The sequence below is a fragment of the Lentzea aerocolonigenes genome (assembly GCF_000974445.1).
Taxonomy (GTDB): Bacteria; Actinomycetota; Actinomycetes; order Mycobacteriales; family Pseudonocardiaceae; genus Lentzea; species Lentzea aerocolonigenes.
Window position 1 is genome coordinate 130488 of record NZ_BBOJ01000010.1, and the last position, 13937, is coordinate 144424.

General features: G+C 67.4%; 12 protein-coding genes and 1 pseudogene. 3 read left to right on the forward strand and 10 right to left on the reverse strand.

From position 1 onward, the window contains the following. Positions 1 to 4: 4 nt before the first annotated feature. The 5 genes from AOM45_RS20355 to AOM45_RS20375 all read right to left on the reverse strand — a co-directional run bounded on the left by AOM45_RS20355 (position 5) and on the right by AOM45_RS20375 (position 2846). A complete protein-coding gene (locus tag AOM45_RS20355; RefSeq protein ID WP_030469183.1) occupies positions 5 to 274 on the reverse strand; it encodes a hypothetical protein in 270 nt (89 codons plus the stop codon). After that, positions 271 to 600, reverse strand: coding sequence for an ArsR/SmtB family transcription factor (locus AOM45_RS20360; RefSeq protein ID WP_236703766.1), 330 nt, complete (start codon positions 598 to 600; stop codon positions 271 to 273). The genes AOM45_RS20355 and AOM45_RS20360 overlap by 4 nt, the downstream gene beginning before the upstream one ends. A 38-nt stretch (positions 601 to 638) precedes the next feature. Further along, positions 639 to 1832, reverse strand: a complete 1194-nt coding sequence (locus AOM45_RS20365; RefSeq protein ID WP_030469181.1) for an MAB_1171c family putative transporter — start codon at positions 1830 to 1832, stop codon at positions 639 to 641. Between the two features lie 29 nt (positions 1833 to 1861). Beyond that, a complete protein-coding gene (locus tag AOM45_RS20370; RefSeq protein WP_174517919.1) occupies positions 1862 to 2329 on the reverse strand; it encodes a hypothetical protein in 468 nt (155 codons plus the stop codon). A 70-nt stretch (positions 2330 to 2399) separates the two neighbouring features. Then, the gene (locus AOM45_RS20375) at positions 2400 to 2846 is read right to left on the reverse strand and encodes a helix-turn-helix domain-containing protein (protein WP_030469179.1); all 447 of its coding nucleotides are present in this window, start codon (positions 2844 to 2846) and stop codon (positions 2400 to 2402) included. Positions 2847 to 3182: 336 nt separating this feature from the next. On the opposite strand from AOM45_RS20375, the gene AOM45_RS20380 reads away from it, so the two are divergent. Continuing rightward, positions 3183 to 4973, forward strand: coding sequence for an AfsR/SARP family transcriptional regulator (locus AOM45_RS20380; RefSeq protein WP_063757083.1), 1791 nt, complete (start codon positions 3183 to 3185; stop codon positions 4971 to 4973). A gap of 160 nt (positions 4974 to 5133) precedes the next feature. Here AOM45_RS20380 and AOM45_RS20385 read toward each other — a convergent pair whose 3' ends face one another. Both AOM45_RS20385 and AOM45_RS53825 read right to left on the reverse strand, forming a co-directional pair. After that, positions 5134 to 6669 carry a tryptophan halogenase family protein gene (locus AOM45_RS20385; RefSeq protein WP_236703767.1) on the reverse strand — a complete coding sequence of 512 codons (1536 nt, stop codon included), beginning with the start codon at positions 6667 to 6669 and terminating at the stop codon, positions 5134 to 5136. Between the two features lie 118 nt (positions 6670 to 6787). Continuing rightward, the gene (locus AOM45_RS53825; RefSeq protein WP_081902284.1) at positions 6788 to 7141 is read right to left on the reverse strand and encodes a Rieske 2Fe-2S domain-containing protein; all 354 of its coding nucleotides are present in this window, start codon (positions 7139 to 7141) and stop codon (positions 6788 to 6790) included. 370 nt (positions 7142 to 7511) lie between these two features. Between AOM45_RS53825 and AOM45_RS20390 the strand changes: the two genes are divergently transcribed. After that, positions 7512 to 7823 carry a DUF8129 domain-containing protein gene (locus AOM45_RS20390; RefSeq protein WP_030469176.1) on the forward strand — a complete coding sequence of 104 codons (312 nt, stop codon included), beginning with the start codon at positions 7512 to 7514 and terminating at the stop codon, positions 7821 to 7823. Positions 7824 to 7827: 4 nt separating this feature from the next. Beyond that, the gene (locus AOM45_RS20395; RefSeq protein WP_030469175.1) at positions 7828 to 8088 is read left to right on the forward strand and encodes a hypothetical protein; all 261 of its coding nucleotides are present in this window, start codon (positions 7828 to 7830) and stop codon (positions 8086 to 8088) included. A gap of 9 nt (positions 8089 to 8097) precedes the next feature. On the opposite strand, the pseudogene AOM45_RS20400 reads toward AOM45_RS20395, so the two are convergent. The 3 genes and pseudogenes from AOM45_RS20400 to AOM45_RS20420 form a co-directional block, all read right to left on the reverse strand. Further along, positions 8098 to 9262: pseudogene (locus tag AOM45_RS20400) on the reverse strand (IS3 family transposase). 67 nt (positions 9263 to 9329) lie between these two features. Continuing rightward, a complete protein-coding gene (locus AOM45_RS49650) occupies positions 9330 to 10382 on the reverse strand; it encodes a Dyp-type peroxidase (RefSeq protein ID WP_081902283.1) in 1053 nt (350 codons plus the stop codon). Next, on the reverse strand, positions 10379 to 13888 hold the full coding sequence (locus AOM45_RS20420) for a S8 family serine peptidase (RefSeq protein ID WP_162185689.1): 3510 nt from the start codon (positions 13886 to 13888) through the stop codon (positions 10379 to 10381). The genes AOM45_RS49650 and AOM45_RS20420 overlap by 4 nt, the downstream gene beginning before the upstream one ends. Positions 13889 to 13937 lie beyond the last annotated feature (49 nt).

Here is a 13937-nt window from a genome sequence, read left to right on the forward strand (position 1 = left end):
CTCGCTACTCGACCTCTTTGAGAATCCTTTCGACGGACTGCATCCGGGCCTGCATCTCCGCGAACCGCTCCCCCAGCTCGCCGAGCCTGCGTTCGGCACCTTCCTGCGCCGCGACGGCCCGCTCGGCCAGCGCGCGGTACTCGCTCTCCCTGGTCAACGCCGCCTTCGCCCGCCACGTCGCGGCGAGCTGCCAGATGCTGACCGTGGCGACGGATGTGATCAGGACGAACACCCCGACGACGCCGATGATCTCCTGCCAGCCGTAGGGGCTCATGCCTGCGATCCCTTCTCGGTACTGATTTCCGTGCTGGTGAGCGTCTGCACGGCGTCGGCCACCGACTCCGGCGACAGCTCGACCGCGAACGGTTCGATCTCGTAGAACTTCATCGCCTTGCCGTCCTCGGACAGTTCGAGGTTGGCCCGCACCAGGCCCGCCGCCTCGAGCTTGCGCAGATGAACCTGCAGCAACGCACGGCTGATCCCCAGCTCGCGAGCAAGCGCACTCACGTAGTTGCGCTCCCGCGTGAGCGCTGCCAACACCCGCAACCGGTGCGGGTTGGCCAGCGTCGCGAGGATGCGCAAGAGCTCATCCCCGGTCACAACTGAACCCTGCACATGCCAACAAATGTTAGCAGGTGCTAGGCGAGTCGCTCAACGTTGTTCAGCCGGGAGACCCTGCGGTACGCACGCGCCACGTCGGTGAGAAACGCCGTGTCACTACCCATGTCGCCGCCACCGGGCACACCGACGGGCGCGTCCGGCGCGGGAGTCCGCACCCCTCGCGAACGAGCCCGCAGCGCGTCGGCCAGCACGGATGCCTCGACGAACGCATCCAGTTCCTGGCCGCTCAACCCGACCCGCGCGGCGTTTCTGCGCGCAGAGGCGGCAACCTCCGGATCGAGGTACGGCCGCAGCGCGATCCTGCCGTCCCTGATCTCGATCACCCGGCGGTACAGCCGCAGACCCAGGTCGCCGGGCAGGAGGTCGGCGAGCCCCGAGCGCGGGGGTTCGAGCGCGATGTGCGGACTCGCCTCGTAGAGCCCGAGCCAGAGCGGACGCAACCCCAGGTAGGTCCGGTACCGCCCGATCCACGCGACGAGCGCGCTCAAGCCGACCCTCGGCGCCCACCAGCGGACCGTGCTGCCGACGAACACCAGCACGTTCGCGGCGAGCGGGAGGTACTTGTCCAGTGCCGGCACCACCGGATACCCGACGCCGAACCGGACGGAGGCGAAGTACAGTCCTTTGTGGACGTGATAGGTCAGGGCGCACACCGCGCCGGCCGCGATGAGCCGCAGGCCGAGGCTCAGCACCAGGTCCGGTGTGACCCGCGCGAACCGCCAGGACTCGCGGGCCACGACCGCGAACGCCGGAGTCAGGCAGCCGGCGTAGACGACCCAGTACTCCAGCACCCACGCCGTGCCCGCGTACCGGCCCGCGAACCGCACGTCGTCCACGTCGATCGGCGCCAGCGCGAAGAGGACCGCGAGCAGCACGAACCCGGCCGCGAACCACCAGGCGACGCGGGCCGAGCGGCGGCTCGCCTCCCGCGGCCGCATGGTCAGGTGGGCGACGAACGCCAGTCCCGCCCACGCCACGACCAGCATGAAGCCGTGTCCCAGCAAACGGGCGAGGTTGGGGATGCCCGCCCGGCCGATCAGCGAGTAGCCGGCGGGGGTCAGCACGATCAGCGAGAGACCGAGGCCCGCCAGGCCCAGCCGGACCGCGCGTTGCGCATCGGTGCGCGGCCGATGGTTGCCGTTCACCAGCATCGTCACGAAGAAACAGCCGACGAGCAAAGGCGGCGCGTAGAACCGCAGCGCGTCCAGCACGGGCGAACTCCCTGCCGATCTGGTTCAGGTCAGCGCGGATCGGGCCAGTTCAGTGCGTCCTCTATGCGGTCGGCCAGTCCTTCGCCGTGATGACCCGCCCGCGCCGGCGCCGCCTTCTGCAGGATCAGGGACGCGAGCAGTTCGGCCTCCCGCTCCTCGACGGCCGAGTACTCGGTGCGTTCCAGCACGGAACGCACCATGTCCGGGTCGAGGTTCGGCATCAGCAACCGGGCCAGGTCGGCGCCGGTCAGCGGGGCCGAATAGTGGTCGCACAACAGGTGACAGAGCTCGTGCAGGATGATGTGGTCCCGATGCGGAGGTGTCGTCGACTCCTCGTAGAAGATCAGGTCCAGCTCGTCGGTCGCGACCCACAGGCCCAGCACGCCGGGCTGCGCCGTCATCGGCGTCAGCTCGATGGGCCGCTTCCGTTGCCCGGCAACCAGATCACAGAGCGATCGCACGTCGAACGGCTCGGGCACCGGCAGTTCTCGCACCATGGCATCACATCGGCGGCGCAACCGCTTCATGTCCATGCCCCGACCGATCACATCGCCCCCGTCCGACGTGTCACGAACCCGCTTCCTCGTCGGGGCCGTCAGGCAGGCCCTCGAGTTCGCGCGCTCGCTCCACCATAGCGGTGAGCGCGCCGAGGCTTTTGGGGGACAAACCCGACGCCCGCAACGCCATCCGGCGCACAGAGCTGTCCCGCAGCGCGGTCAGCAGCGCGAGCTCCGAGTCGATCTGCTCGGTCACCGCGTCGTCGAAGAAGTACGCGGGCGGGACGCCGAAGAAACCGGCCAGCGCCTCGAGGTGCCGCTTCGTCGGGTTGTCCCGCAGGCCGCGGCGCAGCTGCCAGACGTAGGTGGCGGAGATCGTAGGACCGCCTCGGAGCCTGATCGCCTCGGCCACCTCTTCGAACGTGTACTCCCGGCCAGCGCGTGAGTGCACGGTGCGGAACAGGTGGTCGACCTTCGCCGCGAGGGACCCCTCCGGCAGTGATGCCACATCGGCCATCGCACCTCCTGTTCGACAGGCCCCCCAGGCCGCGGCGACCATACCACTCGTCAACCACGGTGAATGGAACAGTCAAGAACCGCAAACCACAGTTGACGCCCTCGGGGAACCTCGGTACGTTGACCATAGTTTGGATATTAACCAACGACATACCGTGCAAACTGGTTTCTTCGCCCGTGCGACAGTGCCGGGCGAGCGTCCGGACACACGCCGACTGGGGTTGATGACGGCGTGAATCCTGGTCCGGACGCCACCGCACAACCTTCGCGCCTTCAGAGTGCACACCTATTTGAACGCCGCACAGAAAGGTGCAACCTCGAATGGGGGAAATGACCGTTGGAGTTCCGAATCCTGGGACCAGTCGGCTTGTGGCTGGATGGTGCTGAACTTCCACTGAAAGGCTCCAAGCAGCGCACGATCCTGGCCGCACTGCTCCTGGCACGGGAAAAAGTGCTGTCCGACGCACAACTCGGCGAGGTGCTCTGGGGCAAGAACCCGCCGGCGACTTATCAGGCACAGATCTACACCTACGCATCACGACTGCGCCGGCATCTGCAGGGGAGCATGGCGCTGATCCGGCAGGGACCGGGCTACTTCATGCGGATCGGCACCGCCCGGTTCGACTACCACGAGTTCGAGACCCTTTCCCGCTCCGGGCGCGAGGCGTTGCGGACGGGACGGTTCGACCAGGCTTCCGAGCTGTTGCGCGGTGCGCTGGACCTGTGGCGCGGCCCGACGCTCACCGACGTCACCGACCTGCTCGCCGAGACCGAACGTCCCGGGATCGAGGAGGTCAGGATGAAGACCCTCGAGAGCAGGATCGACGCCGAACTGGCGCTCGGCAGACATCACGAGCTCATCTCCGAGCTGGTGGGCCTGGTCAACGCGAACCCGTTGCGCGAGCGGACGAGAGCGCAGCTGATGATCGCGCTGTACCAGGGCGACCGGCAGGCCGAGGCGTTCGCGACGTTCCAGGAGGGCAGCAGACTTCTCTCCGACGAGCTCGGCGTCGACCCCGGTCCCACGCTCAAGAGCGCGTACCAGGCGATCCTCACCAACGACGTGCGGCCGGCCTTTCCCGTGCAGCGGTCCTCCGTCGCCACGACGTCGAGACCCGCCGTGCTCGCCGCCGACACCCCCGACTTCACCGGCCGCGAGGCCGAGCTGGACGTCGCGACCGACCGGTTGCGGCACAGATCGTCACTGGTGACGGTGACCGGCATGCCAGGTGTCGGCAAGACCGTGTTCGCACTGCACGTGACGGACCAGCTCCGCGCCGAGTTCCCCGACGGGCAGCTCTTCGCCGACCTGCGCGGCAGCGGCGGCACTCCCCTGTCGCCCGGCGAGGCTCTGGGCACGTTGCTCGGAGGGCTGGGCGTCAGCGGGTCGTCGCTGCCGGCGAGCCTCGAACAGCGGGCACACCTGTACCGGAGCCTGCTGACCGACCGGCGGATGATCGTGGTGCTGGACGACGCAGCGACCGACCGGCAGGTCCGTCCGCTGCTCACCGGCGCTCCCCACGTCCGCACGATCATCACGACCCGGCGCATGCTGACCACGTTGGGAGGCCAGTACACACTCAACCTCTCCCCTCTCGGCAGCGCCGACGCGTTGTCGTTGTTCACCGCGATCGTGGGCCCGGAACGCGTGGGCGCCGAGACGAGTGCGGCGTCGCGGATCGTCGGGCTCTGCCACGGTTTGCCGCTGGCGGTGCGGATTGCGGGAGCGCGGGCCGCGGCCAAGGTGCACTGGCCGCTGGCACGCCTCGCGACCAGGCTCGCCGACCCCGACCGGCTGCTGGACGAGCTGCGTCTCGGTGACCTGGACGTCCAGGAACGACTCCGGGACGGGTGCCAGTCCCTCGATCCGTTGTCCCGCACCGCACTGCTGCGCCTGTCGTTGCTGGACGTCCCGTCGTTCCCGCACTCGACGACGAGCTCGTTGCTGGGACTGCCCGACGCCTCTGGCGAGCAGATCACCGAGCACCTGCTCGACATGCACCTGCTGGAGCTCGCGGGCATCGAGCCGGACGGCAGCCAGGCCTACCGCTTCCACCCGCTGGCCAGGCTCGTCGCGAAGGAGATCGCTCTGGCCGAAGGAATGTCGGCCGCACTGTCGCTCACCTGAGCACAGTCACCGGAAGGGCTGTCTCCCCGGGCCCGGGGAGACAGCCCTTCCGGCTTCGGGGATCCCCTCGTCGCGGGGGCCGATCCTGGGCGGCACCCGCAAAAGAAACTTAGCAGGTGCCGCACCAGGGTTGCATGCCGCCGTGCGGGTGATCAGTTGATCACCGTCCGTGCAACTCGCGCAGGTACTCGTAGGTGGACGGCAACGTCTTCAGCAGCTCGGCCTGCTTCTGCTTGATCTGCGCGAACACCGGTTCGGCGCCCTCCATCGCGTCCGGCCGGAAAGCCAGCGCGGGCAACGGGTGGTCGGGCAGCACGTCCAGACCGGCGAAGATGCAGTAATAGCTGCTGTTGGTCCAGAAGTTGCGGAACTCGGCCTCGAAGTTCTCGTAGTAGGTGGCCTCGTCGGTGACCGGCATGTTGATCGCGAGCCCCGCCCGGTACTGCGCGATCTTGTGCTGGATGTCGTCAGGCAGCACAAGATCCTTGCAGGCACGCCAGAACGGCGTGTCCGTGCGTGGCGCCAGCGTGAAGTGCGCCTGCAGGAAGTCCCGCGAGTCGTCGAACATCGTCTCGATCTCGCGGTTGAACGACTCGATCAGCACCGGGTCGAACCGCTTGTCCGGGAAGTGCTTGCCCAGCTGGTACAGCGCGGCGGTGATGAAGTAGATGCCCGTCGACTCGAGCGGCTCCAGGAAGCACGACGAAAGGCCGATGCTGACGCAGTTGCGCACCCACGTGCGCCGGTTCCGGCCGACGCGGAACTTGACGTGGTTGAGCGGCTGCTCCTCGGGGTCGAGGTTCCACAGCGCGCACAGGTCCTTGGTGGCCTCGTCGGCGTCGGCGAACCTGCTGGAGTAGACGTACCCGGTGCCGAACCGCCCGAGCATGGGGATCTTCCACGTCCAGCCGGACTTCATCGCGATCGCGGACGTGGCGGGCTCGACGCCGTGCGCCTCGTCGTCGTGCGGCACGGAGGTGGCGACAGCGCTGTCGTTGAGCAGGTGATCGCTCATGTCGAGGAACGGCTCGCGCATCACCTTGTTGATGAGCAACCCGCGGAAGCCGGAGCAGTCGACGAAGAGGTCACCCTCGATCGTGCGCCCCTCCTTGGTCTTGAGCGACGTGATGTGGCCGCGCTGGTCGATCGTCGCATCGGTCATCTCGTCCTGGACGTGCACGACACCCTGCTTCTGGATGGCGAACCGCTTGAGGAAGTCCGCGACCAGATGGGCATCGAAGTGCCAGGCGTAGTTCGTCCACTTGGTACCGTCGGCGAACCGCGGCGACAGCCGGGCGTCGATGATCGGCGACTCGCGGTAGCACGCGTAGTCGAACTGCTCGGTGGTCTGCCCGCCAAGGCTCTTGGCGGCCCAGTAGTGCGACAGCGGCAGGTTCTGGTGCGTCGGCAGCAGGCCGAACAGGTGGTAGTAGTGGTCGGGCCTGCCGCGCAGCTGCCTGCCCACCGCCTCACCTTCTCCCGGCGTGCGCCAGTTGACGAATTTCACCGCCATCTTGAAACTCGCGTTGCACTCCCGCATCCACTCCTCCTCGGGAATACCCAAGAAGTCGAAGAACGTCTTGTGCAGGTTTGGGACAGTGGCCTCACCGACACCGATCTTCGGAATGGACGGCGCTTCCAGCACGGTGATCGTCGCATACCTGCCGAGCGCCTTGCCCAGATAACTGGCAGTCATCCAGCCTGCGGTGCCACCACCAAGAACGACGACGTTGGAGATCCTGTGGTCTTCCATCCGGACAGATACCCTTCGTTACACCGACCGGCAGGGCCGATTCCGACAGAAAACAGTGAAGTCACTGTTCTCCGGTATCTGATACTTGGACTATATTCGAGCTATCGCACACTCCGGCAGGACCGCAAAACGAGCGCGCAACTCCCGATCGTGGAACTGACGGGTGAGGTCGGACTCCCGCGCTGCTGAGGGTCAGGGCGGCACCACACCATCGAGCTTCCCCAGGATCGCGCGCATGCCGACGCGGCGGACCCTTCTTCACCGCACCGTCCGCGGCCGCGACCTGCCTGCCGTGAGCAGGGCAGGCCATGACACCACCGGACGACTTCCCGACCGTCGCGCCCTGGTGGGTACAGGTCACGTCGCACGCTCGCAAGCGGTACGAGAGACCGGCCGGGCGTACCCGCGGGGCCACTCACCCCGGCCGGCGTAGTGCCCCCTGCGACGATGCGGAACCCGAGCCGGATGAACCTCATGCCGTCACGAGGCCGACCTGCGCAGCAACGGCCGCCATGATTCCGCACAGTGCCGCTCGCCTGCTGAGCGAACCATCGCCGTTCATCGCAGATCGTCGGTGGTGGCGTTCGGGAGCCATGCCCCAGAAGTCAGGTCGTTTCGCGCCGTTCCTCTCGTCTGCAGGACGATTTCCGAAGACTGAACTGTCCCGTGTGGACACGCGCTCCGTCTCCTCGAACCTCGGCACGTCACTCGACTTCCCGCGGGCTGGTCCGCGGCTGCGCAGCAGCGGTTCGTTTGCTAACCACTTCGGCGGGTGGCCCTGCCGTGTGAGCACAGTCGAACTTCCCCTGCCCGACTACGACAAGCTCGCCCTGGGAGACCTGAGGCACCGGATCCGCTCGCTCACCGAGGAGAATCTTGGCGCGGCCCTGCGCCAAGAACGCGAGCACTGCAACCGCGTGCCGGTGCTGCAACTGCTCGAGGATCTCGCTGGCGGCCCCACGCCAACAGCCGTCGACCAGCGCAGCGCGCCTGGCGCCACGCAAACGCCCACCGAGCCTTCCTCCTCTCCCGCGCACTCGCCGGATGACAACACCCCGTTGCGCCACAGCGTGTACGGGCAGACACCGGCGCACTGACGGCATGCGTATCAGCCGCAAGCCCACGGGTGCGAGGTGCTTCGAGCTGTTCACCGAGATCGGCGCGAACATCGGCAGCAACGTCGAGCTGCTGCACGAGTTCGTGCGGGCGCCCGCCGAGCAGCGCGCGGAGCCGGCAGGGCGGATGCACGCCCTGGAACACGCGGGCGACGACGTCACCCCACGCCATCATCGAGCACTTGGACCGGTCGTTCGTCACGGCCGTTCGACCGCGAGAACACGGGTCTGCTGCACGAGTAGGTGACAGTTGTAGTCACGCAGCCTGACTGGCTGGCGTGGACATGATTACTTCGTATTCGATGGGGGTCAACCTGCCGAGGGCGACTTGGCGTCTGCGGCGGTGGTAGGTGCGTTCGATCCAGGTGACGATCGCGATCCGCAGCTCGTCACGGGTGGACCAGGTTTGCCGGTCGAGAACGTTGTTCTGCAGCAACGCGAAGAAGCTTTCCATGGCGGCGTTGTCGCCCGCCGCGCCGACCCGGCCCATCGACCCGGTCAGCCCGTGATGAGCGAGCGCGCGGACGAACTTCCTTGATCGAAATTGCGATCCGCGGTCGGTGTGCACCACGCAGCCGGCGACGTCACCGCGGCGGGCGAGGGCGTTGGTGAGCGCGGTGACGGCGAGACGGGACTTCATCCGGGAGTCGATGGAGTAGCCGACGATCCGGTTGGAGCAGACGTCCTTGACCGCGCTCAGATACAACTTTCCTTCTGTGGTGCGGTGTTCGGTGATATCGGCCAGCCACAACAGGTTCGGCGCGGTGGCGTGAAGTCGCGCCGGACCAGGTCGTCATGGACCGGCGGACCGGTCTTCTTGCCGTTGCGGCCGCGTTTCTTGCCGAACACGCTCCACCAGCCCATCGACGAGCAGATCCGCCACGCGGTCCGATCCGCCATCGACAAGCCGGCGTCGCGCGCCTCGTCGGCCAGGAACCGGTAGCCGAACTCCGGGTCATCGCGATGTGCGTCGAACAACGCATTCGCCCGCTGCGCCCGCTCGAGTTCTGTCCCGGTGACCGGGCGGGCACGCCACCGGTAGTACGGCTGTCGAGCGATGTTCAAGACCCGGCACGTCACCGCGACGGGGACACCGTCCGCGGCGAGCTCGGTCACGAGCGGGTAGAGCCTTTTCCCGGCAGGTTCGCCTGAGACAAGTACGCCGTCGCCCGGCGCAGGACCTCGTTCTCCTGCTCCAGCAGCTTGATCCGCTTACGCGCCTCACGCAGCTCAGCCGACTCGGCCCGGCTCGCACCAGGCTTGGCGCCGTCGTCGATCTCGGCCTGGCGCAGCCACTTGAACAACGTCATCGGGTGCACCCCGAAGTCCTTCGCGATCTGCTCGACCGTCACACCAGACTCGCGGTCACGAGCCACCCGCACGACATCGTCGCGGAACTCCTGAGGGTAGGGCTTGGGCACAGCGACATCCTCCCAGCTCACCATCACGGCAAGCCAACTCAGGTGTCACCTACTCGTGCAGCAGACCCTACCGAACATTCCAGCTCATGAGTCCCTTACCCACGTAGTCGCCATCGCTGCCTGGAAGCACGAAGTAGTAGCCACCGCCGAACGGCAGAAGGTACTTCTCCAGGGCTTCACCGGCCAGGCGGCGCTGGATGGTGGCGAACCCGAGCTCCACATCACGCTGGTAACAGACGAAGATCTGGCCGCAGTCCGAGGGGTTCATCCGGTACGAGTGCCCGCGACGAAGGATCTTGTGGGCCTCGCTGTCCGGAGTCCGCGGGTTCGCGCGCCGGATATGGGCGTCGAGCGCGATGCGACGGCCGCCGGGATCGCGCGCGTAGCCGGGATCAGCATGCTCGGTCACCTGGCCCAGCGGGGCGCCGGTGTCCTTGCTGCGGCCGAAGACCCGCTCCTGGACCTCGACCGGTTCCGCGTCCCAGCTGGGCATCGCCAGCCGGATCAGACGGACGACCTGGTAGCTGCCGCCCACACACCACGTCGGTTCATCATCACCAGGCTGCACCCACACGTGTTCGTCCATCAGGCGCGGGTCAGCCGCATCGGGATTCCCCGCTCCTTCGCGGAAGCCGAACAGGTTGCGCGTGCCATCCGGCTGGAACCCCGCCATCCGCCAGCGTGGGGCCAGTCCGGGTATCTGCCGTGCAACTGCGGCATCGATCGGTTCCTGTGCGCTGGCGCTCACCTGTACGAGCAGATCACCGTGGCACCAAGCAGGATCCAGCACATCACTGCGGAACGACGGCATCGGCGTCAGCCGTCGCGGGCGTTCGAGGCCGAACCGGCCATCGAACAGTGATGCGCCCACGGCGATAGTCACCACAGCATCCGCGACAGGCGAGCTCAAGGCGCGCAACACATCCGCGAGCCCGGCTCGGTCGCGGGCGGTGACGTCGAAGGCCAACAGCTCCGTTGTGGACAGTGCAGGTGTCACCACGCCCGGTTGGCGCGGAACAGGCCGGGACGTCTCCGGAGCGGGAGCGGAAACGGGACTGGCGGCGCAGCCCGCCAGTCCCGTTCCGACGGCGGCCAGAAACGTCCGCCTGCCGACCTTCACGGCACCCTGACGAGGCCGGCGTCGACCGATCCCGTGCCGGCGACCGCAGGATCGATCAACACCACGTACGTTCCCGCTGCGGGCAGCACCGGCAGGTCGAACGCCCCCTGGTCCGGCCTGAAGTTCCTGTCCACCAGTTTCGTCCCGTCCGGGTTGAGGATCGTGAGGGTGAACCCCTTGTTGGCGAAGGTGCTTCCGCTGGTGTTCAGTCGCAGCTTGTCGCCGGCGGCTCCGGTGAACGACACCTGACCGTCCTGACCGGCCCTGCTCACCGACATTCGCGCCGTCGCGCCACCGATCGTGATCGTTCCGGCGTTGGCGGGCGTGGACAACGTCAGCGATACGGAACCTGTGACTCCGTTGCCGTTGCTCGAACTGACCACGATTTCGTAGGTGCCCGACACCAGTAGCACGTCGAACGCGACGCTGCCCGGCGCCGGATTGAATCCGCCGTGGTCGACGACTGTTCCATCCGGCTTGGTCAACCTGACGTTGTGCTCGGCGAAGCCCGCCGAGAAGGTCGTCAGGCCGAGGCTGAGTCGCTGACCGGCCACCCCGTCGAACCTCGCCCTGCCTTGCTGCCCCGGCCGGGACAGCGAGGCCGTCTTCTGCGCACCGGTCACCGTGATGACGCCCAGGTCGACGTCTTCGGACAGCCACGAAGTCAGCGTCCCCGTGTTCGAGCCCGCGGTGACGAGCAGGTCGTGACTCCCGGTCTCGGCCAGCGCCGGAAGGGTCGCACCGCCTGGACGCCACTCAGCCGACTTGGTCGCCCCAGCCGGGCTGACGACGAAGGCCGTCGGCCTCCCGCCGTTGCTCAGGCTGGTGTCCGCGTAGCCGACGGCGAGCCGCTGTCCTTGGGTGCCGTCGAACCTCATGCGGGCGTGCTGGCCGGGCCGGTTCAGGGTGAGCGGCCGGCCTTGCTGCACGGTGGTGACGTCTCCGGCGTTGATCTCGTGGGACAGCCAGACCTTCGCGCTGCTCGAGCTCTCGCCGAAGAAGAGCCCGAGCACCACGCGGTACTTCCCCGCCGCTTCGGTCTTGAACCGGCCGGCGTTGGCCGGGTAGAGGAATTGCGTGGTGCCGACGCGGCCGCCGTTCTGGTCGAACACGTCCAACGACAGCAGCGTGGAAGCGGCGGCCACGTCAGTGAACCCGAGGCCGTACCAGGAGTTGAGCCGCCCGTCGATGGTGAACTCGGTGAACTGGCCCGGTCTGGTCACCGAGAACGGCGTGCCGGGCACGACGACGTCGGTGGTCGCGGAGGTGGTCTTGGACAGCTGCACGGCGATGTTGCCCGTTCCGGCCCCGTCCGGGTCCAGGAACACCTGGTAGGTACCCGTGACTGTCAGAGCCGGCAACAGAACCGCACGGCCCACCCCTTGGTAGACGTAGGAGGAACCGCTGTTCTTCTCGACGCTGAACGAACGACCTGCAGGGTCGAGTACCCACAGCTTGCTGAAAGCGTTCAGCGTGTTCGAGGTGACACCGATCCCCAGCTTGTCACCGGCCGTGCCGTCGAAGCGCAGCCGCGAGACCTTGTCCGCCGGGATGGTCGCGGCGACACTCGCACCGTCAGCGGACAACGTTCCGCCGTCCACGATGTCCGCAGTCCCGGCGACCGTGAAGGTGTAGGCGGTCGGCGCTGACTGGACTGTGCCGTTGACGGCACGGACCGTCAACGTCCGCGATCCTGCCGATCTCGGCGTGATGGCAAGGGAAACCTCGCCACCCGCGATGACGTCCGTCGGCTGCGCGTCACCATCGAGTTGATAGGAGTACTTGTTCAGCGCCTGGGTGCCTCCCGGTTTGAAGGTGAACGTGCCGAGCAGGCCCGCGCCTCCGTTCGGCCGCCCGTCCGCGGGGTAGTCCGAAGAGGACACCACCGGCGCACCGGGCACCGTCGGTGCCGGCACCGAATCCGCCAAGGTCAGCGTCCAGCCGAGCAAGGCACCTTCGTCGAAGCCGAAGTTGTCACGCACGAGCAGTTTCCAGGCCCCGTTGGCATCCATTGTGGACAAGCCGGTCAACGGGAACGTCTGGTCGAGGTTGGCCGCAGCGTCGTCACCGTTGGCCTCCTTGATCACGCGTTCTGTGCCGTTGGGTGCGATCAGCGACACCGAGAGATCACCGCGGAACGGGTGCTCGGCACGTACACGCACCCGCGCGGTGTCCGCGACCTTCCCGGGGCAGTCCGCCACGGTGACCGTGCTGGTGACCGAGCCCTGGTCCGGGATGGGCTGGCGGGTGTCGTTGGACACCGAGCAGATCCCTGCCGCCGGGAGTCCGGTGTAGAGCAGCTTGTTCGGTGAACCGGCGCCCAGGCCGGTGGAGCCGAGGACGTCCGAGGTGGCCCGGCTGAGCAACGTGGAGGACGCCTCCGCGGGTGTCATCGCGGGCTTCTCGGCGAGCAGCAACGCAATGCCGCCGGCGACGTGCGGCGAAGCCATCGAGGTGCCGTGCAAGGTCAACGTGGCCGAGTCGGTGGCGTTGTGCGCGGACTTGATCGCCTCGCCCGGCGCGAACAGGTCGAGGCAGGGACCGAAGTTCGACCCACCGGTGATCTTCTCGGGATCCCTGGGATCGTCCTTCCAGTCGCGCGCACGCTCGTCCACGGGGTTGCTCGCTCCGACGGTGATGGCCTCCGGTGTGCTGGCGGGGCTGTAGTCGCACGCGTCCTTCTGGTCGTTCCCCGCCGACACCGCGTAGGTGATGCCGGAAGCAATCGACTTCTGGACCGCGATGTTCTCGATCACGGACTTCCCACCGCCGAGGCTCATGTTGACCACGGCGGGACGTTGTGCGTGCGCGGTCACCCAGTCGATACCGGCGATCACCTGGCTGGAGGTACCGGAGTTCTCACAGCTCAGCACTCGCACCGAGACGAGCTTGACCTTCTTGGCCACGCCGTAGGTCTTGCCGCCGATGGTGCCGGCGACGTGCGTGCCGTGCCCGGCGGTGCTGCAGTCCTCGCCGTTCCACCCGTCGCCGATGGCGTCGAAGCCGACACTGGCACGTCCCTCGAACTCCGCGTGTGCGGTGCGGATCCCGGTGTCCATGACGTACGCGGTCACTCCGGCACCCGCGCTGTCCGGGTAGGTGAAGGCGTCGTCGAGCACGGTGGTGTGCTGGTCGAGCCGATCGAGATCCCACGGCGGGTTGGTCTGGTTGCTGGTGCCGCGGACGATCGCATCTGCCTCCACCCGCTGCACCCGAGGATCGGCGGCGAGCCGCTTCGCCTGTACCTCGGTGGCGGTCACGGTGAACCCGGTCAGCGCCGCACCGAAGGTGCGCCCGACCTTCCCGCCGTACCTGCCGGCCAGCGCGCCGGCGGTCGACGCCGTCCCAGGGCCGGTCTGCTTCAGCAGGACGATGTACTGCCCGGCAACGACTTCAGCGTTCGACGGCCGGTGCACCTGCCCCTCCTGCGCCAACGCATCAGGTGCGGTGACTCCACCGAGAACCGCGATCGTGGCACCAACGGCGAACAGCCGTCTCCAGCTCACCAACTCACCCACAACTCAGGCCCCCAGCTATGACGGACATCAGTCCGCG